22 protein-coding genes and 2 pseudogenes are annotated in these 25,441 nt (G+C 67.8%); 10 read left to right on the forward strand and 14 right to left on the reverse strand.

Annotated elements, in window-relative coordinates; translation table 11 throughout:
* Positions 1-97: 97 nt before the first annotated feature.
* From OG331_RS27700 to OG331_RS27715, 4 genes are read right to left on the reverse strand one after another with little or no spacing between them, the layout of a single operon-like run.
* Positions 98-835 (reverse strand): DUF2637 domain-containing protein, encoded by a 738-nt coding sequence (locus tag OG331_RS27700; RefSeq protein ID WP_406200949.1) that lies wholly within the window; start codon positions 833-835, stop codon positions 98-100.
* A gap of 51 nt (positions 836-886) precedes the next feature.
* Positions 887-2,266, reverse strand: coding sequence for a cell division protein FtsK (locus tag OG331_RS27705; protein WP_406200951.1), 1,380 nt, complete (start codon positions 2,264-2,266; stop codon positions 887-889).
* Entirely contained in the window at positions 2,263-2,475 is a 213-nt protein-coding gene (locus OG331_RS27710; protein WP_406200953.1) for a hypothetical protein, read from the reverse strand. The genes OG331_RS27705 and OG331_RS27710 overlap by 4 nt, the downstream gene beginning before the upstream one ends.
* Positions 2,472-2,831, reverse strand: coding sequence for a hypothetical protein (locus tag OG331_RS27715; RefSeq protein WP_406200956.1), 360 nt, complete (start codon positions 2,829-2,831; stop codon positions 2,472-2,474). Before OG331_RS27715 ends, OG331_RS27710 begins: the two co-directional genes overlap by 4 nt.
* 171 nt (positions 2,832-3,002) lie before the next feature.
* On the opposite strand from OG331_RS27715, the gene OG331_RS27720 reads away from it, so the two are divergent.
* Positions 3,003-3,485, forward strand: coding sequence for a GntR family transcriptional regulator (locus OG331_RS27720; RefSeq protein ID WP_406200959.1), 483 nt, complete (start codon positions 3,003-3,005; stop codon positions 3,483-3,485).
* Positions 3,486-5,567: 2,082 nt separating this feature from the next.
* On the opposite strand, the gene OG331_RS27725 is transcribed toward OG331_RS27720, so the two are convergent.
* From OG331_RS27725 to OG331_RS27735, 3 genes are all read right to left on the reverse strand, one after another.
* The gene (locus OG331_RS27725; protein WP_406200962.1) at positions 5,568-6,404 is read right to left on the reverse strand and encodes a protein kinase; all 837 of its coding nucleotides are present in this window, start codon (positions 6,402-6,404) and stop codon (positions 5,568-5,570) included.
* A 68-nt stretch (positions 6,405-6,472) separates the two neighbouring features.
* Positions 6,473-6,916, reverse strand: coding sequence for a glycine-rich domain-containing protein (locus OG331_RS27730; RefSeq protein WP_406200964.1), 444 nt, complete (start codon positions 6,914-6,916; stop codon positions 6,473-6,475).
* A gap of 238 nt (positions 6,917-7,154) precedes the next feature.
* Positions 7,155-7,409: a hypothetical protein gene (locus OG331_RS27735; protein ID WP_406200966.1), complete on the reverse strand. Its 255-nt coding sequence runs from the start codon at positions 7,407-7,409 to the stop codon at positions 7,155-7,157.
* Between the two features lie 156 nt (positions 7,410-7,565).
* Here OG331_RS27735 and OG331_RS27740 point away from each other — a divergent pair, with 156 nt between their 5' ends.
* Together OG331_RS27740 and OG331_RS27745 are read left to right on the forward strand one after the other, a co-directional pair.
* Positions 7,566-8,822 carry a helix-turn-helix transcriptional regulator gene (locus OG331_RS27740; RefSeq protein WP_406200969.1) on the forward strand — a complete coding sequence of 419 codons (1,257 nt, stop codon included), beginning with the start codon at positions 7,566-7,568 and terminating at the stop codon, positions 8,820-8,822.
* A 14-nt stretch (positions 8,823-8,836) separates the two neighbouring features.
* Entirely contained in the window at positions 8,837-9,202 is a 366-nt protein-coding gene (locus OG331_RS27745; protein WP_406200971.1) for a hypothetical protein, read from the forward strand.
* Positions 9,203-10,585: 1,383 nt separating this feature from the next.
* On the opposite strand, the gene OG331_RS27750 is transcribed toward OG331_RS27745, so the two are convergent.
* A complete protein-coding gene (locus OG331_RS27750) occupies positions 10,586-11,260 on the reverse strand; it encodes a hypothetical protein (RefSeq protein WP_406200974.1) in 675 nt (224 codons plus the stop codon).
* 606 nt (positions 11,261-11,866) lie between these two features.
* Between OG331_RS27750 and OG331_RS27755 the strand changes: the two genes are divergently transcribed.
* Entirely contained in the window at positions 11,867-12,610 is a 744-nt protein-coding gene (locus OG331_RS27755; protein WP_406200976.1) for an FkbM family methyltransferase, read from the forward strand.
* A 472-nt stretch (positions 12,611-13,082) separates the two neighbouring features.
* Here OG331_RS27755 and OG331_RS27760 read toward each other — a convergent pair whose 3' ends face one another.
* Together OG331_RS27760 and OG331_RS27765 are read right to left on the reverse strand one after the other, a co-directional pair.
* The gene (locus tag OG331_RS27760; RefSeq protein WP_406200979.1) at positions 13,083-13,907 is read right to left on the reverse strand and encodes a hypothetical protein; all 825 of its coding nucleotides are present in this window, start codon (positions 13,905-13,907) and stop codon (positions 13,083-13,085) included.
* 1,047 nt (positions 13,908-14,954) lie between these two features.
* Positions 14,955-15,158, reverse strand: a pseudogene (locus OG331_RS27765) (helix-turn-helix domain-containing protein); the annotation flags it as partial.
* 120 nt (positions 15,159-15,278) lie between these two features.
* Between OG331_RS27765 and OG331_RS27770 the strand changes: the two are divergent.
* Positions 15,279-15,893, forward strand: a pseudogene (locus OG331_RS27770) (IS630 family transposase); the annotation flags it as partial.
* On the opposite strand, the gene OG331_RS27775 reads toward OG331_RS27770, so the two are convergent.
* The gene (locus OG331_RS27775) at positions 15,788-16,306 is read right to left on the reverse strand and encodes a nucleotidyltransferase domain-containing protein (RefSeq protein WP_406200981.1); all 519 of its coding nucleotides are present in this window, start codon (positions 16,304-16,306) and stop codon (positions 15,788-15,790) included. The pseudogene OG331_RS27770 and the gene OG331_RS27775 overlap by 106 nt on opposite strands.
* Positions 16,307-16,956: 650 nt before the next feature.
* Between OG331_RS27775 and OG331_RS27780 the strand changes: the two genes are divergently transcribed.
* Together OG331_RS27780 and istB are read left to right on the forward strand one after the other, a co-directional pair.
* Complete coding sequence (locus tag OG331_RS27780) at positions 16,957-17,346, forward strand: hypothetical protein (RefSeq protein ID WP_363038991.1); 390 nt, start codon at positions 16,957-16,959, stop codon at positions 17,344-17,346.
* A 133-nt stretch (positions 17,347-17,479) separates the two neighbouring features.
* Positions 17,480-18,697 (forward strand): IS21-like element helper ATPase IstB, encoded by a 1,218-nt coding sequence (gene istB, locus OG331_RS27785; protein ID WP_406200985.1) that lies wholly within the window; start codon positions 17,480-17,482, stop codon positions 18,695-18,697.
* Here the strand turns inward: istB and OG331_RS27790 are convergent.
* From OG331_RS27790 to OG331_RS27800, 3 genes are all read right to left on the reverse strand, one after another.
* On the reverse strand, positions 18,675-18,890 hold the full coding sequence (locus OG331_RS27790) for a hypothetical protein (RefSeq protein ID WP_328880872.1): 216 nt from the start codon (positions 18,888-18,890) through the stop codon (positions 18,675-18,677). The genes istB and OG331_RS27790 overlap by 23 nt on opposite strands.
* A 96-nt stretch (positions 18,891-18,986) precedes the next feature.
* On the reverse strand, positions 18,987-19,115 hold the full coding sequence (locus tag OG331_RS27795) for a hypothetical protein (RefSeq protein WP_362388351.1): 129 nt from the start codon (positions 19,113-19,115) through the stop codon (positions 18,987-18,989).
* Positions 19,116-19,292: 177 nt separating this feature from the next.
* On the reverse strand, positions 19,293-21,830 hold the full coding sequence (locus OG331_RS27800; RefSeq protein WP_406200988.1) for a helicase-associated domain-containing protein: 2,538 nt from the start codon (positions 21,828-21,830) through the stop codon (positions 19,293-19,295).
* 210 nt (positions 21,831-22,040) lie between these two features.
* Here OG331_RS27800 and OG331_RS27805 point away from each other — a divergent pair, with 210 nt between their 5' ends.
* The 3 genes from OG331_RS27805 (at position 22,041) to OG331_RS27815 (ending at position 25,399) form a co-directional block, all read left to right on the forward strand.
* Entirely contained in the window at positions 22,041-23,651 is a 1,611-nt protein-coding gene (locus tag OG331_RS27805; protein WP_406200990.1) for a substrate-binding domain-containing protein, read from the forward strand.
* A gap of 75 nt (positions 23,652-23,726) precedes the next feature.
* Positions 23,727-24,746 carry a hypothetical protein gene (locus tag OG331_RS27810; RefSeq protein WP_406200992.1) on the forward strand — a complete coding sequence of 340 codons (1,020 nt, stop codon included), beginning with the start codon at positions 23,727-23,729 and terminating at the stop codon, positions 24,744-24,746.
* A gap of 131 nt (positions 24,747-24,877) precedes the next feature.
* Positions 24,878-25,399, forward strand: coding sequence for a hypothetical protein (locus OG331_RS27815; RefSeq protein WP_406200995.1), 522 nt, complete (start codon positions 24,878-24,880; stop codon positions 25,397-25,399).
* The last annotated feature ends 42 nt before the right edge of the window (positions 25,400-25,441 follow it).

A 25,441-nucleotide genomic window follows, 5' to 3' on the forward strand; every position in this document is an offset into this window, starting at 1 on the left:
ATTCAGTGCGCTCGGGCTGCTGCCCGCAGGCATGACGAGTCGGGCCCAGAGATGGGCGAGAGGGTGGGTGCCGGCAAGGCCGGCGGGGAGCGCGGCGCTACAGGGCGGCGTGGAGGGCGTTGGCCATGGGAAGGCCGATGCCGAGCCGCTTCTTGAGCTGGGTCGCGGTGATGGGTTCGCCGTTCTCGCTGTGGTGCGAGGCGGCGATGGAACGCGCTTCGGTCAGCAACGGCTCAGGCACCTTGACCGCAGGCACAGGCACAGGCGCAGGCGCAGGCACGGCGGGGGCCGGGGTGGCGGGCAAAGCGACCGGGGCCGGTCCGGGGGCCACCGATGGCGCAAGGGCAGGGCCAGGTTCCGGCTCGATGGCGGCGGGGCCGGGCTCGTGCGTCGGCTCTGTCTCGGCAGCCGTGGCCGGGGCGGTGGCATCGGCGGCGATCGTGCGGAAGGAGCGCAGGAGTTGCGGGCCGACGGCTCCCCAGCCCAGGAGCAGAAGAGGGGCTACGGCGTCGATGGCGGCGCGGCCGTAGTGTCCGGCGACGATGGGTTCGGCGATGTTGAGGGCCAGGGTCAGCAGGCCGGAGAAGTGCATGAGGCGGGTGGCTGCCTTGATCTGCTCGGGCGGGATGCCGCGCAGGGAGAGGTAGCGCAGGGCTACCAGGAGGCCGACTACGGACAGGTCGACCATGGGGGCGATCAGAGGTGCGATGGGGGCGGGGACGCCCAGGCGCAGGGCCAGGGCCCAGACGTTTCCGAAGGAGAAGACGAAGGCCAGCGCAGCGATGATGCACATGACCACGGTCACCGTGCGCTGAGTGATCCGGTCTTCAGACATAGGGTGTTCACCTCCTTTCCGTGGCTGGACGTGGGCTGGTGATCGCGGCTATCAGGGCGTGGTTGCGGCCATGACGGCGGGGAGGAAGTCCGCTGGGTCGGCGGTCAGGTGGTTGGTGGCGTAGGCGATCTCGGCGGCCCACTCGTCCGGCACGTAGGGGGTGCGGATGCGGGTGAAGCCGGGCTGGGACTGGTGGTTCATCGAGGCGACACCGACGTAGGTGGGGTCTTGAAGGTTGATCGGGTTGGCGTCCGGCCAGTCGCGGATCTCCTCACCGAGGGCGGCGACGGCCGCTTCGGCGGTCTTCTGCGCGAAGCTCAGGCCCACCGGGCACACGTCGCGGATGAAGGTCGGGATCGCATCGCCGGTGCTCTTCTGTGTGGCGAGGATGACGAGCATGCCGACCGAGCGGCCCTTCTTCACCAGGTCCTCGACGAGGCGGGCGTTCTCGGCGGCGAGAGCGGCGAGCTTCTTGGTCTTGGGGTCGCTGCCCTTGTGGTCGCGGAAGTAGGTGTGGGCCTCGTCGATGATCAGCACGGCCAGCGGCCACTTCTCGGAGGGGCCCACGTCCCACATGGACTTGACCCCGAGCATGGAGCGCACCAGGGCCGAGCGGGCGCGCCGCATGTCCACCAGCCGCTTGAACAGCTTGTTGGCTTCTTCCAGGTCGTCGCCGACGAAGGCGAACATGCGCTGTACCCAGTCGGCGTAGTCACCCTCGTACGCAGCGGACACCTTGCCGTCCGCGCAGGCGAACTGCACCCACGGCGCAGGCGCCCAGTCCGACAACAGCCGGTTGATCAGCGACGTCTTGCCATAGCCGGGCAGACCAGCCACGGTCACGCCGGGCACCTGCGCCAGGTTGATGGAGACCGGCTGTGCGTACTCGTCCACGCCCAGATCCCAGCGGGCCGCCTTCTCCGGTATCTGGCCTGTGGGGCGGTGCTCGGTCGGGAACTTCAGCGGATCCAGCCGCACACCCCGGATGACGACGTGACCGGGCTTGTCCTGGGTGACCGCGACCCGCGTGCACCGCCAGGCGTCCGCCAGATGCGGGGCAGCCTTCTGGTACTGCTCCAGGCCCACCCCGGGCAGGCAGCCCGCCCGCGCGACCACTCCATACATGTCAAACGCGACCTTCAGCGGCGGGACCAGGACGCGGGGCTTGACGGGCTTGCCGTCCATGTTCGCCAGCGAGGCCAGCGCGGTCGGCGTCTTGTCCGTGACGGACAGCTGCAGCATCGGCGCGAGCCGCTTCCACGACCACCGCACGCGCACCGCCTGCCAGATGGACCGCCGGGTCATGGCATCGGCCCGCACATAGCGCACCACCCACCACGCCGACCAGCCCACCAGCACGGCCAGCGCCACGGCGACCAGCAGCAGGCCGAAGCCGGACGCGTCGCCCGTCGGATCGTTGAGATCCTTCATGCTGTGCTCTCCCGAGAGCTGTAGAGGAAGGCCGCTAGGGCCGATTCGAGCCCCGCCCAGTTCTGAACGGAAGCAAGGCGGGGATAGCCGTAGCCGACGAGCACGCCCGCCACCGAGTCCACAAGCGATTCGGTGAACCGGGCATCCGGCCCGGCGTGAGCCAGCGGGTAGCTGCGCTCAGCGCCGAACCGGAAAACGGTGCCGCTCACGCCGCGTCAGCAGCCGGGGCTGAGCCGCCGACCAGGTCCACACGGTCGGCGCGGTAGGCGACACCGTCCGACAGCGAGCCGTTGAAGATCCGCGCCCACGGGGTGGCGAACAGCTCCACCGGCATCACCGGCACACCCGGCTTGAGCCCGTTGGGCAGACCGGTTTCCGGAACGGTGATCTTCAGCGCTTCGGCGCGGTCGTCCTCCATGAAGAAGAGGGTGATCGTGTAGAGCTTCGCGCCGGTCTCGCGGTCGGTGGCGAACTGGGTCTTCTCGGCGTCCGCGTACTTCGGCACCGGCAGGGTGCCGACCATGAACGACGCAGACGGGAGCAGACCAACACGGATACGAGCCACGGGTGTTACGTCCTCTCGGTTGTGCTCCGCCGGGGTGGCGGTGCGTGACACCTATAGAACATGAGTGACCTAGCACAGTCAAGTGTCAGGGGTGAGCTAGGTGTCAGCTGACACAGTTCAGCTATGTCAGTGGGGTGTGCTAGGGGAGCTAGGAGTCGCTAACCTTGGGTCATGACACCCGCGCCAGACAAGAAGCCCGACCGCCGGCCGCCGTACCAGCACGCCGCCGACGAGCTTCGGCGCGAGATCAAACAGGGCCGGTTCAAGCCCGGCGAACAGATGCCCTCCGTACGCGAGCTGCAAGACCGCTTCAGTGTCGCCAACATGACAGCCAGAAGCGCCCTCAACGTACTGCGCGACGAAGGGCTGATCTACACCATCCATGGCCGGGGCAGTTTCGTCGCCGACATCAGCAACGACTCGGGCGAGTTCTCCATCGGCTACACCCCGCCCGCCTGGTACCTCGCCAAGAAGGCCGAGGCCGAGCCGGACGGCGAGGGCGGGGAGTGGGAGCCCGACGACGAATCCGCCGGGTCCTCCCTCACCGAACTACTCACCGCATTGCGCGACGAGATCCGAGCCCTCAGCGCGGAGCACCAGGAGCTGCGCCGCGAGGTCGAGGCCCTGAAGAAGGCCCAGCAGACGCAGTCCTGAGCCGAGCAACTTCCTGACGCATGCGCCTCGCCTCACGGCCGAGCCTCGCCACCATCACAGTCATCTCCCGAATTAATTCGGTTGCCTCAGCCGCCTCTCGGCTCTGAATGCTGACCAACTCCCTCTCTGAGTCGTCTATCTGTTCGGCCATCTCTCCCCGTTCACTGCCGCGCCGCTGTTGCACCCACCCAATCGCCGACGGCTTGCCCGAAGGCTTGCCCAGTGGTTGCCCACCGCCGGATCTCGGCTTGCCCGCATCGCCCGGCAAGCCTCCGTTGAGGCCGTTGACCCAGGTCTACAGGCCGAACCGGACGCATGCGAGGCACGCGGCACTGCCCTCCCGCAAGGTGGGCAGAAATCGTCCTCCGCCTTTCCTCGCGTCCCGCCCAGCGGGAAGTCGTGTCGCCGTGCGCTCATGTCAGCCTTCCTTCCAGTCGCCGGCCTGGTGCATCGATGGTCCGGAGAACCGCCACTTTGGGTAACCGGCGATGTGCCGCTATGTTGCGCCGAGGTTCCCAGTGCGGATGGCCTATGGGCGTCCTTGAATCCGCCCCGGTGTGACGGCCTTTGCCGTGATTCACGCCACTCATCTCCGTCTGCTGTGATTCCCGCCTTTCACTTGCTACAGGTGTCGCCCGAGCCGACGGTGTGACAGTCGACGAGCAGAAATTCAGCTCACCAGCCACCCCCGACCACAGCCCCGACCACGAGACCCCGACCAAGGTCACGAAGCCACAACGAAAACCCCGACCATGGCAGCTAGGCACCTAGTTGGGGACGTCACCGAACGGCCACGGACCCCTACCAAGCGATCAGGGGCAGCCTGTAATTCACCGCCTGTGGATAAAGTCCGCCGACCAGCGGAACGAATGGGCACGTACGCATGCCTAAAGGTCCATAGCTGCACAGATGCCGTGGGTAGATCGGAAGGCAGAGGCAGCGCATCGCCGGGCGACGGCCAAGGGACCAGCGCAGCGGAGCTGTTCAGAGTTTCTTTACTGGATCAAGGCGGCCCGCCTACGGCGGCCCGCGCGCGCTGGCGGCCACGGGCCGCCGCCGCTCCATGTCTCCGCCACCGCTCCGGCGGCCCCCACCCGCTCAGCGCGCAACACCGCCGAGGCAGACAGCCAGACCAAGAAGCAACCCGGACACTCCGAGCACCAGGACCAGGCCGACGCCCACCGGGCGAGCCCACGCCACCAACTACCCATCGATCCCGGCCACATGGCTCACAGAGCCGCAGCCCGAGCCCAGTTGACGCGCCGGACCGACACCGCCCAGGCCCGGATCGAGGTACGGCCCGTGACGCATGGAAGAAGCGTGGCGGATGCCGGTACGGGGTTGCTGGAAGCACACGTGACGGGTGATCAGTCGGCTGCTTCGCCACCGTGGCTGACTTTCTCTGGCTCAGCTCAGAACCGGGCATCCATCGATCGAACGGCAAAGGCATCCTCCCTAACTCCGGGGTTCCGCAGAAGCGAGGCTGTCCTGGTCCACGAAAAGGGGGTCTGATCTGCGGGAATGCGCGGCGGCATGGCGACGGGGCGTGCCCCTAGGCGCTGACATAATTGCAGGTCAGCGGCCCCGGACCCGTCAAGTCCACTACTGGGACGTTGCGTTGCAAGGCGCCACGCTACCGGCCTGGGGCGCACCACGCGGCTTGCCTTTGCGAGCATCCACCGAGGCGAGATGCTTGCATATCAGGGCAATTCACCTCGTTGTCGCCAACAAAAGTGAGGCGCTGGACCGATGGCGGCAACGCGCTGACCTGCGCGTGTCCCTAGTCCTAGTGACACGCCCCCATCTAGATCAACATTGCATTCGTGCAGGTCAGCAGGGATTTTCGTGGACTAGGACGCCTCCACTTCTGCGGAACTCAGGTAACTCGGCATTTCAGAGCAGGGGTTGTAGTCGCACCCGCATTCGAGCACGCAAACCACCCCGGTACCATCGGCACCGGGGTCCTGAACAGGGCTTCCCTGACCGGACCACCCCGGATTGCTGTCCAGGCTGAGGGGTGGTCCGGTCGTCTATGTATGGGTTCAGGCGGGCGACGGACGCCGCAGGAACCGGGCTTCGGGATCAGCTAAGGGCTTTGACCAACTCTCCGATCGTGGGCCGATCCACGGGAGCGTGGCTGAGCATCGCGTCGATCAGGTCGCCCAGCTCACCAGGCGCCTTCACGGGCCGCCGCCGACCGTTCGCCACGGCCTCCCGTTGCACAGGGCGCGGAGCATCGTCCGGGTACTCAACTGCCCGCCAGCCCGTAGCGGAGATCAGCAGGGAGGCACCGAGGGCGTAGATGTCGGCCTCCGGTGTCGGTTCGGCCTCTCCGGTGTCGAGCACGCTGCGGGCGATCTCCGGCGCTTCGTAGTGAACGAGGCAGCCGCGGAAGGGGAAGTCGTACCCGGCAGGCACGTGGCTGCCTCGGGCCAAGGCGAGGTCGATGAGGTACGTCCGCTCCAAGCCGACGATGAAGTGAGCGGGCTGCACATCACCGTGCGCCCATCCCTTGGCGTGAAGTTCAGCCAGAGCCGTGACACAGTCCAACGCCACGCTGGTGTGAGGCGCCACGGAGTAGTCCGGTGTACGGCAGGGCTCCCACAGGTCGTACAGGTCCGGCCCATGACGCCACGGCTGGTAGTTCCACGTGCCCTGTTCCCACTCGCCATACGCGAAGTCACGGAAGCCAAGGTGATGCAGCACAACACCCTCACGCGCAGGTGCAAGAGCAGTCCAGGGTTGGGCGGGCCAGTCGGCCGTAGCTTCGATCGGATATCCGACCTTCACGGCGTAGTGGCCCCGAGGGCTCTCCACTTCCCAGACCATGGAGCCCCGACGGTTGAGGACCAGGCGCGAATAGGTGGGCATGAGCGCGCCGAGCACCACGATCGGCAGTTCAGGGGTTGAGCCGGACAACTCTCTTCTCCTTCCGGGCAAGCGCGGCCGACTGAGTCGAGGCCGGCCGCGCCGCTACGTGGTGTGAGCTACGCCTGACCGTACGGGCGGCCACAGTCCGAGTCGCACTGAGCGAGGTTCGAGCCGTCCATGGTCCACAGGTCGTCGAAGACCATGAACCCAGCCGCCTTCATGGTGTGCGCCGAGGCGGCCACCATCTCCGGGTCACGTCCTCCCCCGCCTGGCTTCGGGTTGTGGTGCAAGAAGCGGCCTGCGTGCAGCTCGCACAGCTCCGCGTACTCCTTCGTGTGCAGGATGAGTGCGTGGAGGCCGAGGTCCACGTCGTCTGACGGGACCATGGAGACGGTCGCGGTGGCCGCCGTGACCAGGAACGCGACTGCCTGGTCCGCGATTCGCTCGGCTCGCTCGGGCGGCTGCCCGTTGTGGACGATCACGAAGCGGGCGAGGCTCTCGAACAGCTCCTCACCAGCTACTGCGCGACCGGTCCTCTGATCGTTCGCCGTTGCTGTCATGTGAAGTCTCCTGGTGTGAGGGGGGTGCTTGGCACTTACGTTCCGCCTGATCGCCGAGCTCAGCGGGAAGCGGGGTTGGAGGCCGGCCCCGAACGGGGACGGGGGAACCAGGGGATTGGCACCCGTCCGGGGCGGCCGGTCTACTGGCCGATGCCGAGGGCCATGCCGATCACCAGGCCGCAGGAACCGCTGATCATGATGATGAACAGGACCCCGGCGTATCGGCCGATGACGGCCATCACAGCCCGTCCCGGCTGTTGCCGTTCTTGATGGCCAAGCGCGCGCTGAGTTCCTCTCGCGCGCTCGGCGGCTCCACGTTGTGTGGCAGGGCATCCCACTCCGCACCGCCACCGATCGGCCTTATCTGCACACGGCCGCCGACCTCACCCATGACGACGCCGATACGCGCCCGAGCGCTGTCCTTCGCCAGTTCACCAATGCCTGGTCTGGTCGCCATGGACAGACCGCCGCCCTTCTTCGTCTGCGTCTCCATTGGTAGCCCTCGCTGCTATGAGGCGTTGAACGGACAGCTCCAGGAAACCGCGATGACGGCGCGCATTCCACGGCGTTCATGCGGCACTCTTGATGCACAAGTGCTGCACCAGCAAGCAACCCGGGCAGATGCGAACGGTTCGGCGAGGAGGGGCAGTTGAGCCTGGCAAAGAGGCGCAGAGCCCTGGGTTACAGTCAGGAGACGTTCGCCCAGGCGCTCGGTGTTGACCGCACAACGGTTGGCCGCTGGGAGAGCGGAAAGTCTGGGCCTCAGCCGCCGTTACGCCCCAGGTTGGCCGAGGTACTGCAACTTGACCTCGCCGCACTTGACCGCCTGGTGTCGGAGTCACGAACTCCCCCACAAGAGGCCGCAGGTCTACGGCCGAGCGATCACCAAGGCTCCGAGGACACCGACGACATGATTCGACGCGACTTTCTGCGCGCGATAGCCGTCACTGGCGCACTCGCCGCACTGACCGCCGACGAGGCCGAGGGACTGCGCGACAGCTTCCGGCGCGGTATGTCCGACGACTACCTACGGATGAACAGCCACCTGTGGCAGGTCTACTTGCTCGCCCGATCGAAGACAATGGTCCAGCCCATCGTGAGAGGGCAGATCAAGGCGCTGAACAGGACGCTTCGCGATCAACCCGCCACTGAGCTCGGAAGCTTGTGCGGTGCTGCTGGGGACCTGTTCCAACTTGCCGGTGAGCTGTCTTTCGACAACAACCAGCTCAGCGATGCAGCTGCCTTCTACACAGTGGCCGCGACTGCGAGCAAGGACGCCGGCGCCTATGACCTCTGGGCCTGCGCGTTGGTCAGGCATGCGTATGTCGACGTACACGAGCGCCGGTATCGCGAAGCGGCTGACACTCTCACTGCCGCCGAACGAGTGGCCAGACGCGGAGACAGTTCACTGTCCACACGCCATTGGGTCGCTTCAGTGCAGGCAGAGGCGTATGCGGGCATGGGGGACGACGACGCGTGTGAGCGTGCCCTGGACGAGGCCGAGCAGGTTCAGCACTTGGCCGACGGCAGCAACAACGGCGGATGGCTTCGCTTCGACGGAACGCGGCTGTCGGAGGAGCGAGGCGCCCGGTACGTACAACTCGGCCGATTCGACCTCGCCGAACAGGCTTTGCAGACGGCGTTGGAGCAAGGCCCGCTTGCCGAAGGACACTCATTCCGTCGGCGCGGAGTTGTTCTGACCGATCTGGCGGCGATCGGGGCGAAGCGACGCGACCCTGATCACGTTCTCGCCTTCGGACGCGAAGCCCTGCAGCTCGCCCAGGAAACCTCTTCGGGCTACCTGGCCCGTAGACTCCACGGCCTGAGAGCTGAGTTCGGCTCGCTAAGCGCGGACGCGCGCGTGGCGGAGCTGGACGCTGAGATCAGCGCGCTGAAGACGACGTGACTGGAGAGGTACCCATGGTGCACGAAGAGGGCGCACGACTGTTCCGTGAGGCTTGGATCGCCGGCGTGCAAGAACACTTCCCCGGCGAGCCAAAGGCCGGATACATCACGCCCTGGGACGACACACCTCAGTGGGAGCGCGAAGCGGCCGAAGCCGTGTATGAGCAAGTGCGCCAGTTCATCGAGGTCAGCAGCGGACACACCGCCAGGCTGTCCCGGGAGCAGAAGAGCCACTTCGTCGCTACGTGCTGGACGGCCCAGATGTACAAGCACTTCGCGAACCCGAAGCCCGGCTATGTCGCCGACTGGCCCGATCTCCCCAGCTGGCAACGGGAGACCAATGCGGACATCTTCGAGGCCATTGAGAAGGCCGCGAGCTGAGCCCATCACCAGACGTGAACCGTGCCAGCGTCCCCCGGAGCGCGTACCGAGCGACGCTGACGAGACGGCTTGGAGAGCGTCGTGGCTCATCTCTCGGTCGAGATGACGACCACCGATCGCAATCTGGTGGCGAGCGTCAAGCAGACCGTCAGTGCGCCGGGCGAGATCACCCTCTTGTCACCGGAGGTCGACTACTAGATTCGGGTGTCGTCCGTCCTTCGCCACACGATTCTGGACGTGTCGACCGTGATGTTCACCGATGATTTGTTGCGCACGAGGAGCGCCCGAACGGAAATCCCCGCTGCGGTCAGGCACGTCTGGTGAATGGCCTTGGTCGACGGGGCGCTATGCGTCGTCGAGCCGCACTGGCTAGTCTTGCCGGGAACCCACGGGAGCCCGGCCAGCACGCGGCGCATGCTCGAGTCCGAGAAGAGTCGGTCCGAACAAGCCCTGGTAGTGAAGCTGGAGTCGCTCGGCCTCCAGCACAGTCCTATGTCCCGAGCGCGATCGCTACCCCCGAGTTCCGCAGTCGATGGGCACGCGAGAGCCCTGTGGTCCCGCGACCTGCTGGGATACGCCAGGCAGACGTGTGCCTACGAGCCCTTCCTCAGGCTGTGACCTGGGGGATCGAGTGCAGTTTGCTCTTCCAGATTCCCCATCCGGATCGACAGGATCTGACGGTTCGTCCGGGTTATTGACAAATCGTCACATCGCGTCCTGTGATTCGCTGTTGAGAAACCCGCCCCGCCACCCTCATGTGGGCATGCGAGATCGCCGGCGTCGGCGCAGGTCAGCAACTCGGGGTACCGCGTATGCCCACCAACTGTCGAACTCGGGCTACCCTCAGCTGGACGAGCGCGGCAGCCCGCTCCCGCCAGCCGCTCGTCGTACTCGACGGCAGCACACCCGCCAGGCCAAGCGTGAGCCCTTGCCCGGACCGGGAGCTTCCCCATCAGCACCGCTCCCGCGTGCCCGACCAGCCCCTTCCCATCCGCCGTCACAGACTGACCGCGAACCCACCCTGTATGCCCACTCCCCAGAGAGGCGTCCTGACTCTTGCACCGGGTACGACGTAGACACTCGCATCTTGCAGGTCAGCGGCTCCTTCTGCTGTCAGGTCGTCAGCTCACCCAATTCCGCTGGATAGCCGGGGTTCACTGAATTGGCGGGCAGCGCGCCCACTGGAAGCCCGATCACCGGGTGGACGCGGCGACCGCCCCACGGACGGACAGGTCCTCCACCCCAAAGAGCTGAGCTCCCGAGTTCGACAGTTGGCGGGCACACGGCCGGGCTGAATCTGCGGCGTGACCTGCGGTGATGGGCGTGACGGGGCTCCGGGGTCGTTTGCCTACGGCTCCGGAGCACGTTTTACCAGCTCACGGGCTAGTCGAGGGTCTTGAGGCCGCTCATCTTTGGCGGAGGTGACACACCGCAGCCCTTGAAGATTTTGGCCTGGGCGTCGGTCAGGCGGGTGGTCTGCTGGAGGCTGCCGGCCGGGCCGGAGAGGGAGACCTGGTGGATGCGGCCGAGTTCAGCGGCGATCTTGGGCCAGGTACGCTCGGTGCGGCGTTCTGCGACCCGGATCAGCAGCAGGGCGAGCCAGCGCAGCAGCACGTGGGCGCGTATCCGCTCGTCCAGACGGTGGCAGACCGGCCGCAGGTCCAAGGTCGACTTCATCGTGCGGAAGGCGCGTTCGGCTTCCAGCAGGTTCTTGTAACCGAGCGCGACGTCCTCGGCGGACAGGTCCGGGTCGCTGGTGGCCAGCAGGTACTTGCCGTCGAGTCGGGTCTCGGCGGTGACCTTGGAGAATGAGGGCAGGGCCCACGGACGATGACGCGCCGGCGGGCGAGCCCGAGTCCGGCCTGGACGTGGCGTTTGCCCTCGGCGCGTGGTGCGGTCGTAGGCCCTCCGCGAGTTGAGGTCGAACTGGATGATGACCAGCGCGGAGGTGTAGAGGGCCCCTGCAGGCGCTGTTAGTAGCGCTGGAGGGTGACGGAGGCGGCCTGAGGTGGGCAAGGTGTCCAAGCGGCCGCCAATGCCGACGTGATGCGTGGTCACGTTGTCGGCGGCATTTTCGGCTGATGCGTGACAGGAAGTGCTGAGGCCGGGAGTGACCGGTGCTTCAGGCTGTGGCGGGTATGCCGGTGCGGCCCGGAGGCGAAGTGCCCGGCCCTGCTCGGCGCCAGAACCGACCCGTCGGGGCTCCGTTTCCTGCCCCCCACCTCGTCGCACGTGCTCGACGACGAAAACCGCGCTGGGTGTTGGCGGCCAGTAGAAATTCCCCACGTACGGCCAGCTCGATTCCCCCACTCGGTGCTGGCTCGGGGCCACCCGCCTCAGATGAACGGCCCGAGACCAGGTGAATCGGTGTGGGCTGCTCCTATGCGTGCGGCAGATGGGCGACCAAGATAAGTCTTGCCAGTCCGGTCAGTTGCCGTGGCGGAGTCCTCTTAAGCCCTAAACCGCGGCGGGGTGAACTCTCACCCGATTGGGGCAGTGCGGTGGCGAGTGCCGCAGAAGTGGCCAAAACTGACACTTAAGTGCTGTGGCACTTGCGTCGCCGAGGGCCGTGATGGAATTTAACTGGAATTCGGACGCGCGGGGGTCGGCACTGGGGTCTTGGTCAAGGCTAGGCAATTGAAATCAGACTATGGGACGGGATTCATGATCGAGATCACGTATGCGGACAAAACTTGCCGCTTCGATGACGAGGGTGTCAATCCAGAAAAGCCGGGGACCATGTACGGCCCAATGCTCCAAGGAAAGTTTTACGAACACGCCTTTCTTGACTACATCGCTTCGCTACGCATTCCCGGGGTATACGTCGATGTCGGTGCCTGTATCGGAACACACACGGTCTTCTTCGCGTTGCATTGCCCTTCTGATCGGGTGTACGCTTTCGAGCCACGCTCGGTTCAGCGAGAGCGCCTTCAGCGTAACGTCGAGCTGAATAGCATCCAGGATAAGGTGCAGATTTCGTCCTGGGCCCTTGCCGACCGTGAGGGAACGGTGAGGGTCTCTCTGGATCGACAGGATCACACGCTTAGCACTTGTCGACTGGACCTGTTGCTCAAAAGACATGTCGCCGTAGTCAAACTCGACATCGAAGGCATGGAGGCCCTGGCGTTGAAGGGTGCGCGGAAAATGCTGCGTAGGCACAGGCCGTTGGTCTTCGCTGAGGCTCACACCGAAGATGAAAAGGCTCGTATCTTTTCTGTTTTGCGGCCATACGGGTATCAAGCTACCGGCCGTGTTTTCAATGCCTCACCTACTTACGAGTTTGCGGTATCGTCGCCATACCATCCCCTCAAAGGCATGTTGAGGCGGGCAGCGTACGCAGCGCCACCCCCTTTGAAACGCATGCTGCCCCATAGCTTGCGCCGTCGCATACGCCGTATCCTCGAATGATCTCGCACGCGAGGCAACCGGCGCATCGGCTCATTGACTGAGTTGGGCGGGCAATTCTTGGTGAAGCGATCGTCGAAGCTATGCAACCCCGACACCTCTTAAAATGACCGTCGTTGCGGGTCGGCAGTGCCCTGGTTGTCCAGCCGAATCCCTTATCCCGGGCGGCAGTACTTTACCAACTATGGCCGTTCCTGGTCCTCTGCGATCCTATTTACTTCCTGGTGCGTGTTACGAGTTGCGCCATTGGCCCGACCGGTCACGTTTGCCGACAGCGGGTCGATGAATAAGGACGCTGCTCCGGTTTGCCGGATGAAGTCACTCAGCAAACTGCGAGTCGCGCGGAAGGCCCAGGGGCGAGTGAACTTTGATAAACACAAAGCGGCTAACGTCTGCCCCATTGGCGATAGCCCGCTGTGAACAATGAGAACAGAGCGGACTTTCCCGGGTTGCTCGTACACCCCTGCCTACCTCTCTACAGTGAAGCCCAGTAGGCAATCTCGGCATAGCGCCACATGGCGATGTTCTGGCCCGGTCGCCCGTCAGGTACTGCCTTGCCCATGTACGTCCGGACTTCCGGTACCCACTTCGTTCCGGCCGCGCGGTCGAACTGCTTCAGGTGTACATGTGCGAGCGGTGCAGTTTCGTCGTACGCGCCCGCGAGTGAGTGCGTGAGTGCGTGCCTGCCGACGTCGGGTGCGAGCCGGAGCATGGATTCGATGCACAGCGCGTTGTGGTCCTGGTCGTTCCACTCCGGCCGGTCGTCACGGTATTTCCAGGAGCGCAGGGACGTGTTGTACTCGTACGTCTCGCGTTTGGTCACCTGCGCCTGCAAGAGCTGCGACATGCCCGGCCGGTACGTGATGCCCGCTTCGGCAGCCTGCCGTACGAATAGTGCAGCGCCCGCCGAAATGTTATGAATGCACATTCCTTTAGCCTTGGGGTTCGGTGCGAGGCACCACCCGGGCTTGGTACTGGAAGGGCCACGGTCCAGCCGGTACACGTAGTCGAGTACCCGCGTGACCGTCTTGAGCGGCACCTTGCCCGCTTTGTACCCCTTGAGAAGGAACGGGCCGACATGCTGTGTCGTGGTGACTGCGTGAGAGATGGTTGTGTCCCCGAAAGGATTCCCCCAGCCGCCATCCTTGTGTTGTGCGGCCAGCACCTTAGACAGATACTTTTTCGCGGTTGGTGTCCAGCCGTAGTTGTTGACGATCGCGGCCCCGGTGTAGCTGTAGGGGAACGGGTCTGTAACGCCCCTGTCGGCCGCCGTGGCCTTGATCAGCGCGTCCTGTGACACCCTGGTCCAGGTGTCTGGCCTGGCAGCGGCCCCGCCGGGGGGTACGGCGACGGCGGGAGAGGCGAGGGGGGCCACGATTCCTGCGGTGGCCAGGGCCAGGGCGGGTAGGAGGAACCTGGCGGTGCGCCGTGCCCGGCTTGCACGTCCGGTCCTGCGCTGACATCGCGTTGAGGGCAGGGGCCTGGAGTCTCCTCGGCCGGTCGCCGCGATCGAGGAAGCCGGACCGGTGACGCCAGTGGCGGCAAGGGCGAACGACGGCAGAAGCAATGCCGCAGCCCGCCGGGCGGTACCCGCCCAGCACCTCCTCTTGAGTCTGTCCCTGCCTCCGGGTGCTGACAGCGTTTCAGTGTTCAGTCTCGCGGCAGAAGACTCCTCCCCTGTGTCCGTGACGCGGGAGTCCGGGGCGGCCAGACGACGTTGCGTCACTCTCCCCCCGGAATGACCAGGACCAGGCAGCAAAGACGGGGGGATTGCAGTACGAGGTGTCACAGGGAGCTCTCCAAGGGGCCGGGGCAGGAGCGTGGCTGACCCATTCCTGGAAGATCCGGAGGGTCCTCGGTACTGCCTTTCCCGGGATCACTCCCGCACCTGCCAGCAAAATTGACCCACATCACAGCACGCCCCGGTGTCCGATCCCACTACCCTCGGGGCGCCCCGCAAGACCGCCAGCACTGCCCCCATGCCTGCCCAAACAGCCCACCACTGAAGGGGAAGTTGAGGGTCATGCCGAAGAATCGACGTTTCCTATGACGCGCAGTTCCGTGAGGGTGCGATACGGATCGTGCTGAAGACGGGAAAGTCGGGCACGTGGGATCTGGGCGTGCATGAGGGACGGTGCAGGCGTGGGTCCCGCTGGGCCCGAGCGCGCGGCGCGGAGGCTGCGGGGCTTCGTCAGTGTCCCCCAGAAGGTGTGCCGGGGGACACTGAGACTCAGAAGATCAGTCCGCAATAGGCAGGTAGACCCGGTTCCGTTGAGCGGCGAACTCGGCGGACTTGGCCATCATGCCCGCCCGGACTTCATCCTCACTGGTCACAGCCGCGCATCTGCTTCAGCAACTCCCGGACCACCGGCTCGACCGCGTCCACCACCGACCCCTTCGGCTCCCGTCGGTACATCGGCGGACGGTCCGAGGCCAGAGCCCGCAGCACCGTTCCCCGGGAAATGCCCAGCTCGCGAGCCACTGAGCGGGCCGACAACCCCTCACTCCTATGCAGCCGGCGAATCTCAGCCCAGTCCTCCACGCGGATCACCCTCGCTTCCTCCTGACTCCAGCACCGCTGAAGCCAGGATGATCACGAGACCACCCACTGGCCCCGATTTGATCCGCTGACCGTGGCCCTTATTTCAACCGTTGCCGACAGGACGAGTTCGGGCCGCTGAACCTGATGCCCCGTAAGGGCCGGGCATGGGGACCGGTCCGCTCACCGCGTCGGCTGCGGGCGACCTACAACCGGTACAACGGGGTGATGCACATGCTCGCGGCCCTCGACCTGGCCACCGGCAAGATCTACTACCGCATCCGCAACAGGAAGCGTTGGCGCGAGTTCCTCGGCCTGCTCAAGGCTCTGCGGGCACGGTGGCCCGGAGAGAAGCTGTATGTCGTACTGGACAACTTTTCCCCGCACAAGCACCCCGAGGTCCGGGCGTGGGCAGCGGCCCACGACGTCGAGCTGGTCTTCCTGCCGACCTACGGGTCCTGGCTGAACTGGATCGAGTCCGAGTTCGCGGCCCTGCGCTACTTCGCCCTCAACGGCACTGAACGCCGGCATCGCCGCCTACGTCCGCCACCGCAACGCCCGGGCCGATCCAAAGACCCGGTTCGCTCCCGACTCGCCCATCCGGCAATGGACGGAGTACCCCACAGCGGCGTGAACCCTCCCTACCGCACCGGGAACTCCTGCTCGGGCAGGAGTTCCACACCGAACCGGTCATGCAAGGCCGTCATGTCCCGGCGGTCCTCGTCATCGAGCTCGTACCCCGTGTGACATGCCACCTGGCCCTGTGCGGTCAGGCACCGCACCGGCTCGCCCTGAAGGGTCCCGCTCCCGCCGAACCAGGCGGCCTCGTACACCCACACCTCGCCGTTCTCCATCGTGTAGTTGCCGTTGCCCTCCCCGTCGAACACAACGGGGTGGACATCAACACTTCTGCCCTCCCGATCGCGCAGGACGAAGCACGAGGCAAGGTGACCCTCCGCAACGGCAAAGCCCAGGCCCCGCAGGGCCTGGACCGCATCCTCAGCCTGGTCGACCTGCAAGATCAGATCGACATCCTTGTGTGGACGGGTCTGCTCGCCGAGGAGAGCATCGACTCCCCAGCCGCCATCCCCGAGCCACACCTCCACACCCTGCCCCTGAAGAGCCCTGATCACAGCCAACGCGTTCGTAGCATCCATCATTATCACGCCAGTATCGCCATAAACCCGACGGATACCCCGAGATTTACCTGGTCAACGCTCTGAGGCAAGCCACTAGACAGCCACGCTCAGCCAGATGGACGGTGTGAGCGGGTGCGCCCGAGCGGCCGGAGGGAGGGTCGCTAGCGGTGCCACCGTTCGGAAGGTGACGGCAACCCTGACGGCAACAACGGCACACAAGGGCTGTCGATCACGACCGCCATCGATCAGCAGGGAGGAAGGCTGGGCTCCAGCCCAAGCACCTGCCCGATCCTACGGATGAGAAGGTCGAAGGCTTGGTCAGCGATCACCGTTCCCCACCCAAGGCAGACCGCCCGTTCGTTCCGCGACGATGTCGGTGGTCGCCCCTAGCGGGCCTGCGTAGCCACACTGACCAGGTAGACCACTACACAGCTCGGACCTATCGATTAGTGTGTGTATCACGTCTGATCGTATGGACGATCAGTGGTCCGTTCACGTGCGTACGTCCTTCCGCTCGGCCACTCGACCAAACGTCCAGTGTGCCTCATACGCGGACGATCACATCCGGCTCCCGGCGGAGCCCACTCGTCTCCCCCTGAGCCTCTGATCCCCGTTTTCGGCCGGTGATAGCTTGGCACGGCAGTGATCATCTTTGCTGACATGGGGGAATCATGAGGGACCGTATGCGCAAGGCTGTGCGGACCGGGCTCGTGGCCGGTGTCGCGTTCGCGGTGACGGCGGGTCTCGCCGGCAGCGCGAACGCCGGGACCATCGCGACCATCAAGGTCTCGGGCGGAACGGGGAAGTTCCTCGACTACGGCGACCGGGTCGAGTGCCACGACACCAAGGCGGACGGCTACGGCGTCCGGACCTACGCGTACTCGAAGGTGAACGGCGAGGAGTGGATGCAGGTCGCCTCCTGCTGGGGAGGCAAGGACGACCTGGTGCAGAGCGGTAACGCGGGCTTCGTCGAGGGCGCCGACGTCAGGGTGAAGCTCTGCTACATCAAGCGGGGCGTCGGCGACGTGCGGTGCACCGGCTACAAGCACGCGAAGGCCTAGCGGGCCACGGGGGGCGGTCTCACACAGGCCGCCCCTCGCTCGTGCTCCCTGAGCCGCTCCCGGAGTCCTACAGGATGTCTTTTCATCCCTGCGGGTGGTGCCGGTTTCACCTGTACGGCGGTGTCTGCGAAGAATGCCGACCGTGCAGCCCTACTCGCGTGATCCGTCCCCGCCGACCACCACCCTCGGGTACGCCCTGTTCGCCACCCGCTGGCTGCAGGCCCCCCTCTACTTCGGCCTCGTGGCCGCCCAGGGGGTGTACGTCTACAAGTTCTTCAACGAGCTGTGGGCCTTAATCCTCCGCTGCGTGACCGGGCAGGCGACCGAGAACTACGTCATGCTCGCCGTGCTCAAGCTCGTCGACGTCGTCATGATCGCCAATCTGCTGATCATGGTGATCGTCGGCGGCTACGAGACGTTCGTCTCCCGCATCGGCCTCCAGGGCCACCGCGACCAGCCGGAGTGGCTCTCGCACGTCAACTCCAACGTGCTGAAGGTCAAGCTCGCCACCGCCATCGTGGGTATCTCCTCCGTCCATCTGCTCCAGATGTTCGTGGACGTCCACCACACCTCGCGCCACGCACTGCTGTGGGGCACGGTGATCCACATGGCGTTCATCGCCTCGGCGGGGATCCTGGCGTACATGTCGGGGCCGATGGCCGCGCAGAGTGAGCGGGCCGCTCAGCAGACCCATCAGGCGCACGTCCCCGAGGAACCCGCCCCGCAGGTCTTCGTCCCGGCGCAGGCCACGGCACGTGACGACGAGCCCAGCGTCGAGGAGCGGGTGCGCGCCGCCGGTTTCCCCGCGCGCAAGCTGCTGGAGGAGTACGACTCCGAGCACCCGCACACCTTCGACCGGGAGGCCGTGGCCCGGCTCGGCAAGCTGGACTTCGTCGCCGCCCGCCGCAACGTGGTCTTCGTCGGACCGCCCGGCACCGGCAAGACGCATCTGGCCGTCGGCCTCGGCGTCCGCGCCTGCCAGGCCGGCCACTCGGTGCGGTTCGCGACCGCCGCTCAGTGGGCGGCCCGGCTGGCCGGTGCACGGGACGCGGGACGGCTCGCCGAGGAGCTGACCGCGCTCGACGAGCACGCCGTGCTGATCGTCGACGAGGTCGGCTACACCCCCTTCGAGGCGGGGACCGCGCCGCTCTTCTTCCAACTGGTCGCGCACCGCTACGAACGTGCCTCGCTGATCGTGACCGGCGACCGGCCGCTCGGCCGCTGGGACGAGATCTTCGGCGGCCCCTCCGCGCTCGCGATGGTGGACCGGCTGGCCCACCACGCCGAGCTCGTGCGGATCGACGGGGACAGCTATCGGCTGCGCCGCCCTACCGCAGCGTGGGCAGACTGACGTTGTTGATCAGCGGTCCCTCGACGGTGAGGCCCTCGGTGATCAGGGACTCGCCGGCGGGGGCAGGGAGGGGCAGGGGGAGTGCGGAGGCGGCGGCCGCGGCATCGGGGGCGAGGACGGTGACCATTGCGCTCGCGGAGATGAGAGCGGCGACGGCTGCGGAACGGGCGCGCGCGGGGCGCTTGGCAGGCATGGGGGCGTCAGGGCCTTTCACAAACGGAGGGCGGGGCGAGCTGCGGGCGGGCCGGCCCTGGCGGCGGACCGGCCCGATGGCTGCGCTGCGGTCGCGTCAGACCTGCGGCGTCTCGATGACCAGCCCGGCCACGTCGACGCCGATCGCCGCGGCCTGAGTGGTGAAGGCACCGATCATCAGGGCTGCGGCGGCCAGGACGGTGGCAAGACGACGAGCTGTGCGCATGGGACAACTACCTCTCTGTTGCGCTCACTTGAGCGTGATCAGGACACGAGGTGGCTGCCCTGCGCCACGCGGCGCGATGCGGACACACCCGGAAGGTCCCTCAAGAGTTGGAAAAACCCGGCGTGGCGTACATGAAAAGCCGCGTACACCCGAACGAGTGAGCCGTCGAGCTCGGGCTCAGATCTGGTCGTCCGCGAGCTCGGCGACTCCCGTGATCCGGTGCAGCGGATACGTCCGTACCTCGTCCGCGGTGTGGTCGTACGCCGTCACGAACCCGCCCTCGACCCGCACCGGCGCGATCACCCGCTGACTCGCGGCGCCCTCGGCGTTGACGTACCCGATCCACAGCGCCTCGCCGGTCAGGACCGCGGCCTGCATGGTGGCGAGGGTCTCGGCGGAGGTGGTGCGGGGCAGCTCACCGCCGGTCACCGCGGCGGAGTTGCCGGGGGCGGCGGGCTTGCGTGGTGCCGTGGACGCGAGGTCGCCCGCCCGGATGGCGCGGATCGCGGCCGTCAGCAGGGTGGCGTCCGGCGCCGGCGGGCCGTCCGGGACCGGCTCGGGGGCCGTGCGCGGCGGGGTGCGGTGGGCGTCCGCGCGGGTGATCAGGACGTCGCCCTCGGCCGACTCGGCGGCCGGCGCGAAGCCCATCGCGCGCAGGCCCTCCAGCAGCGCGGCCGGGTCCGCCTGGGCGGCCAGCACCGTCGGCGCCAGGCGGCGCAGGCGCAGGCCCGCGGACCGCTTGTCGGCGAGGATCTCGTTCAGCACGGCGTCGTCGTCGCAGCGGACGTACGCCGACGCGGCGCCCACCCGCAGATGCCCGTGCCTGCGGGCCACGTCGTCGATCAGGTACGCGAGCGGCTGCGGTACCGGCGTGCGCGCATGTTCGGCGAGGAAGGCGTGCAGGTCGGAGGCGCTGCGCCCGGCGTCCAGCGCGCGCCGCACCGACCCGGGCGTGAACCGGTACACCGTCGCGCCGCCCTTGGACTCCACGTCCGCGAGCACGTCCAGCATGGCCGCGAGCGGGCGTTGCAGCGGTCCGGGCGCCACGGCCGTCAGGTCGGCCTGGAGGAGGACGTGGTCGAGCGGCTCGGGGAGGAGCGGGGCGAGGAGCCGGGCGGCGGTGGCGGAGGCGGTGACCTGCTCGGCGGGGGAGAGGGGCTCGGGGGGCGGGGCCGGGCGGTGATGCACGGGGAGCTTGTCGCCGGGACCGGCCGGTTCCTCGGCCACGGGCTCCGGCAGCGGCATCCCCAGCAGCGCCCGCCCGTGCGCCGACAGTGCCCCGCGCCCCGTGACCCCCAGCATCTCCGCCTCGCCGAGCGTCCACTGGGCGAGGCGCCCGCGCAGGTCGTCGTCCCGCTGGGGTCCGCGCAGCGGCCGTTCCCAGCGCAGCCGGGCCAGTACCGACTCGGCGGACGGCGACGCGCCCTCCGGCAGCCCCGCGAGGAGGGTCAGCACCCGGTGGCGCACCTCGGGCGCGGCGGAGCGGTCCAGGCCCGGGCCCAGCGCCGACAACGTACGGTCCTTCGCGTCCCGCCCGCCGATCACCCCCGACGTGCGCGTCGACGTCAGCCATGTCTGCGCCAGCAGTGCCCAGCGCTGCGCGGCGGGCTGCTCCAGCCACTCGTCGTAGGCCGGGGTCGCCGCGTACCGCTCGTCGGCCTCGCCGTCGGCGGCCAGCAGTCCGGCGGCGTAGGCGAGCTCGACCCAGAAGGCGGCCAGGGGCTCGGAGACGTCGAGGGCGACGGCGGTGCGCTTGAGGTCGCGCACGCTCAGGCCGCCTGCCCGCAGCACCGTGGGACCGCCCTCGTCCCAGTCCTTCAGCAGTTCCTCGACGGTCGCCAGCGCCGTGTACGCCTGGCCGGCGGCGGTCGCGTCCACAACCTGTGGACGGTGCGTCGCGCCCGCCTCGACCGGCGGCGGCAACGGCTCGGTGGTGCGGTGCGCACGGCCGGCGCGCAGATGCAGGGCCACCTCGCGGGGGAGTACGACCGTGCCCGGTGCCGTCGGGAGCAGGAGGCCGCGGTCCAGGAGCCAGCGCAGGCGGGGCGCGGGGTCGGCGGTGACCTGGCCGTACGGCGGCCCCCACACGAGCCGGGACAGGACCTCCCGGGACTCCTCGGGTGCGCCCGCGAGCAGGGCCGCCATGCGCCGCCGGTTGCCGAACAGGGCCGTGAGCGACGACACCGCGGACACGGCGTCGTGGGTCGAGGGCAGCCCGGCCGTCGTGACGATCTCCTGGATACGCCCCGGCGACATGCCCGCGGTGGCTTCCTGCACGGTCGGGCCGAGCCCGGTGGGGGACGGGTGCTGCGGCGAGGGCGCGAGCAGCTCACGTGCCGTACGGACGAGCCGCAGCCGGTCGTCGGCGCCCCACACGAGGGCCTGGTCGCGCAGGGTCGCGAGGGCGTGCGGCAGCGCCCCGGCGACCGCCGGATCGCCCTCGTCACCGGCCATCAGCGCGAGCAGCTCGTCGTACGTCGCCGGGTCCCCCGCCACCGCCAGTGCCTCCGCCGTCTGCAGCGTGCACCGGTCCAGCCGCTCCAGCGCGCGCACCACGGAGGCCCGGGTGCCGGCGCGGGTCGCCAGCTGCGTGAGGTCGGTGGGGACGGGGGTGATGAGATCGGGCCGGCTGCGCAGCAGCACGGCCAGGGAGGCGTCGTCCCGCACGCGGAGGGCTTCCGCGAGGGAACGGGGCGGTGCAGCCGGGTCGCTCATCCGACCAAATCTAGCGGGTGGGGGCCGGAGCAGGGGGTGTGCGGGCCGCCCGGATCGCCGCCCGGAGGGCGAACGGAACGTTTCGCAAATGGCCGCCGGATGAACATCATCCGGAGGAATCCGGCACCCCTGGCAACACGTCATCCCCACTCGTCACCCTGGGCTCCCGGTCAACTACTTCACGGCTCAATGGAATTGGGGGTTCCAGCGGTGAGCGAGCAGGTCGAGCAGTGGATCGCCATCCTGAGTCTCGGGTTTCCCGTCGCGGCATTCCTGTGGGAGTTCGCCATCGTCGGCCGCAAGCGGCTCGGCTACCGGGTGCAGATGGACACCCTCGCCGCGGACGACACGCAGTCCGAGCACGCCGAGATCCTGGAGCAGTTGCAGCGCGACGGCCACCGGCTGAAGGACCCCTCCTTCGTTCTGCTGCGCATCGAGAACGCCGGGTCCGCCCCCATCGAGGCCAGTGACTACCTGACCGACGAGAACGACCCCAGCGGCATATGGGTCACCTTCCGCCGCCGGCAGGTCGCGGGGCTGGTGGCCACCGAGCTGAGCCAGCGCGAGCTGCGCCGCTTCTTCCGGCGCGGGGCCCCGGGCTTCGGCTTCCGCAACAATCCGGCCAGGCGCGAGGGCGTCATCGAACTGCCGAAGGTCAAGCTGCCCCGGGGCGCCGAGTACAAGGTGCTGGTGATCCTGGAGAGCTGGCAGGGCGACGACAGCGCCGACCCCTTCCCCAAGCCGGACATCGTCGGCGCCGTCGGCACCGACCGGCGCTGGTTCGACCCGCTGGTGAAGGTGTTCCGGTTCAAGCTGACCAGGACCGAGAGCCATCTGTTCGCCTCCCGGCCGGCCTGGTTCGCCATCGCGTTCCTGACGGCGGCGGTAGCCCTCCAGGCGTTCTTCACGCTGTTCCTGCGCGAGGAGCGCAGGCCCCCGCTGGACTGCGTCGGCGGCACCCTCCGCCTGCACGGCTCCACCGCTTTCGCGCCCGCCGTGCGGGCCGCCGCCGAGGACTACCTCAAGCGGTGCGAGGGGGCGGGCGTGTCGATCCCGCTCGCCGACGACACCTTCAAGGGCAGCACCGACGGTGTGACCGACCTGGACCAGGCCGGCAAGAACGCCAGGATCCAGGTCGGTGCCGGCCTCGCCGACCACATCGCGTTCACCGACGGGCTCGCCTCCGACGGCCACCCCCGGCTGGTCCCCAAGCCGGTCGCCTTCTCCGTGTTCACCCTCGTCGTCAACAAGGACGCGGGCGTGGAGAACCTGCGGCTGGCCCAGATCCGCGACCTCTTCGCCGGCCGGGTGACGAACTGGTCCCAGGTGGGCGGCAACGACGTCCCCGTCCACCTGGTCAACCGCGACCCCGGCTCCGGCACCCGCAGCACCCTCGTCGCCAAGGTCCTGGACGGCAGGGAACCGCCCCAGTTCACGGTGACCGACTGCGCGGCCCTGAAGTCCGGCCAGTACGGCCGCTGCGAGGTCACCAGCACCGACACCATGCTGAACACCAGCGCCTCGACGCCCGGCGCCATCGGCTACAGCGAGGCCACGGGAGTCGCCGGCCACAAGGCCGCCGACCGGCTCGTCAAGCTGAAGATCGACGGCAGGGAACCCACGGCGGAGGGCGTCGAGGACACCAACTACCCCTACTGGCAGACCGAGTTCGCCTACACCTACGGCGAGGCGCCGGCCGGCTCCGTCGCGGCGGCCTTCCTGAACTTCCTCACCCAGCAGAGCGGCCGCGACATCCTGCACGAACACGGCCACGGCCTGTGCTCCGAGGCGCGGGACGCGGGGGAGTGCCGGCCGGTCTGACCCGCACCGCACACCCTGCGCTGCGCTAACGTCGTCCCCACGGGGCTTCAGCACACCCACCCCGGAGGGGACTTCGTGGGGATCGAGAGCGACCAGGTCGTCTACGAGTATCTGAGCCGCGTCGGTGACGTGGCTCAGCAGCGTCAGCTGCCGTCGGCCACCCGCATGCGCCTGGTGAACGAGTTGCGCGGCGAGATCGACCGGCGCCGCGCCAAGGCGGCCGTCGACAGTCCCGCCGCCCTCCGCCGCATCATCGCCCGTCTGGGCACCCCGGACGAGATCGTCGCGGCCGCCGGGGGAGGCGCCGCCCCCGCACCGCAGGCACCGGTCGCCTCCGTGCCCCTACAGCCCGAGGGCCGGGACGAGCACGCCGAGGAGGAGCGCCCCAAGGGCCTGCGCCGGCTCGTGCCGCGCCCACGGCCCGCCGAGGCCCCGACGGCACGCGACGACGCGCCCCCGCCGCCCCACCTCGCGAGCACGGCCGACCTCGGGGGCAGCGCGCTCCAGCCGGACTGGTGGCGGGTGGACAGCAGCCCCTTCGGGCCCGGCGACGACGTCCCCGGCTTCGTCGGCGGCGTCGAGATCCCGGAGATGCTCAGGCGCCCGCCCTCCAAGGAGCAGGAGGAGGCGCGGCTCCGCAAGAAGGAACCCGTCGGGGAGCCCGAGGAGGCCGCCGCGGAGGCCGACGTTCCGGAAGCGGCCGCCCCCGCCGCCCGTCGCCGCCGCCTCTTCCCGCGGCGCCCGACACTCCCCGCCAGCCGCTGGAGCAACCCCCTCCTGCTGCTCTCCGCCGCCCTCCTCGCCGCCGGCGCCGTCCTCGGCAACCTCATCGTCCTGCTGCTCGGCTGGCTCATCGCCTGGGGCTCCCGGCGCCTGAGCGACGCCGAGACCAAGTGGGCGGTGGTGATCCTGCCCGGCCTCGCCCTCACCGCAGGCGTGACCTGGATCTGGGGCCGCACCACCGAACGCTGGGGCACCCCCATCGTCGAGGGCCAGACGAACGCGGCGATCGCGGAGACCTGGCCGTGGGTGGTGAGGGGCGCGGCCCTGGCATCGGCGCTGTTCATCGTCTGGCGGTCACAGAGGCGCCCCTAGCCGTTGTCCTGACGCGTGTTTCGGCCCTGCCCGAAAGCCCTGTCCCCCCTTCCCCGGCACGCGGCAGCGTGTACGCATCAACGGGGAAGGCGCACCGGCCCCACAACTGCGGTGCGGAACGGGGAACACACATGCACTCCGCTTCAAAGGCCCTCATTCTCATGGGTGCCACAGCCGTGCTGACGACCGGCGGCGTGAGCACGGCGGCGGCGCAGTCCGCCACCGGAGCCCACATCACTGGTGCCGCCTCCGTGGCCTCGGCCCAGGACAGCGAGGCGATGCTGGCGGCGCGGGCCAAGGTGACGGCGAAGAAGAGCGGGATCGGCAAGGCATCCGCCACCTTCAACTGGAAGGGGCAGAACCGAACCGGCAAGTTCAAGATCTACGTCAACGACACCAGCTGCGACGGGTGGGACGCCTTCACTTTCCTGCAGTTCAAGATCAAGAAGCACGGCCAGTTCAAGGTGATCACCGGCGCCAGCCGCCTCTATGACGACACCTGCCGGCAGGGCGGTGGCGAGCGCAAGACACTCGACCGCTACATCACCTCCTACAAGCTCCACAGCATCCGCATTGCCGTGTGCCAGAACGACAAGGTGGGTACTGGCGACACCTGCAAGTTCGGCAAGTGGAAGAAGAACCCCAAGTACTGAGCGGGGAACCACCCTGCGAGCAGCACAGTGACGGTGCGCCCG

This window comes from Streptomyces sp. NBC_01017, assembly GCF_045162795.1.
Lineage (GTDB): Bacteria > Actinomycetota > Actinomycetes > Streptomycetales > Streptomycetaceae > Streptomyces > Streptomyces machairae.

Excerpts from the sequence above, each read along its gene's own strand:
- OG331_RS27700 (WP_406200949.1), bottom strand. The coding sequence starts at position 835 with ATGTCTGAAGACCGGATCACTCAGCGCACGGTGACCGTGGTCATGTGC.
- OG331_RS27705 (WP_406200951.1), bottom strand. The coding sequence starts at position 2,266 with ATGAAGGATCTCAACGATCCGACGGGCGACGCGTCCGGCTTCGGCCTG.
- OG331_RS27720 (WP_406200959.1), top strand. The coding sequence starts at position 3,003 with ATGACACCCGCGCCAGACAAGAAGCCCGACCGCCGGCCGCCGTACCAG.
- OG331_RS27730 (WP_406200964.1), bottom strand. The coding sequence starts at position 6,916 with ATGACAGCAACGGCGAACGATCAGAGGACCGGTCGCGCAGTAGCTGGT.
- OG331_RS27735 (WP_406200966.1), bottom strand. The coding sequence starts at position 7,409 with ATGGAGACGCAGACGAAGAAGGGCGGCGGTCTGTCCATGGCGACCAGA.
- OG331_RS27745 (WP_406200971.1), top strand. The coding sequence starts at position 8,837 with ATGGTGCACGAAGAGGGCGCACGACTGTTCCGTGAGGCTTGGATCGCC.
- OG331_RS27755 (WP_406200976.1), top strand. The coding sequence starts at position 11,867 with ATGATCGAGATCACGTATGCGGACAAAACTTGCCGCTTCGATGACGAG.
- OG331_RS27775 (WP_406200981.1), bottom strand. The coding sequence starts at position 16,306 with ATGATGGATGCTACGAACGCGTTGGCTGTGATCAGGGCTCTTCAGGGG.
- OG331_RS27780 (WP_363038991.1), top strand. The coding sequence starts at position 16,957 with ATGAGGGACCGTATGCGCAAGGCTGTGCGGACCGGGCTCGTGGCCGGT.
- istB (WP_406200985.1), top strand. The coding sequence starts at position 17,480 with ATGCCGACCGTGCAGCCCTACTCGCGTGATCCGTCCCCGCCGACCACC.
- OG331_RS27790 (WP_328880872.1), bottom strand. The coding sequence starts at position 18,890 with ATGCCTGCCAAGCGCCCCGCGCGCGCCCGTTCCGCAGCCGTCGCCGCT.
- OG331_RS27795 (WP_362388351.1), bottom strand. The coding sequence starts at position 19,115 with ATGCGCACAGCTCGTCGTCTTGCCACCGTCCTGGCCGCCGCAGCCCTG.
- OG331_RS27800 (WP_406200988.1), bottom strand. The coding sequence starts at position 21,830 with ATGAGCGACCCGGCTGCACCGCCCCGTTCCCTCGCGGAAGCCCTCCGC.
- OG331_RS27815 (WP_406200995.1), top strand. The coding sequence starts at position 24,878 with ATGCACTCCGCTTCAAAGGCCCTCATTCTCATGGGTGCCACAGCCGTG.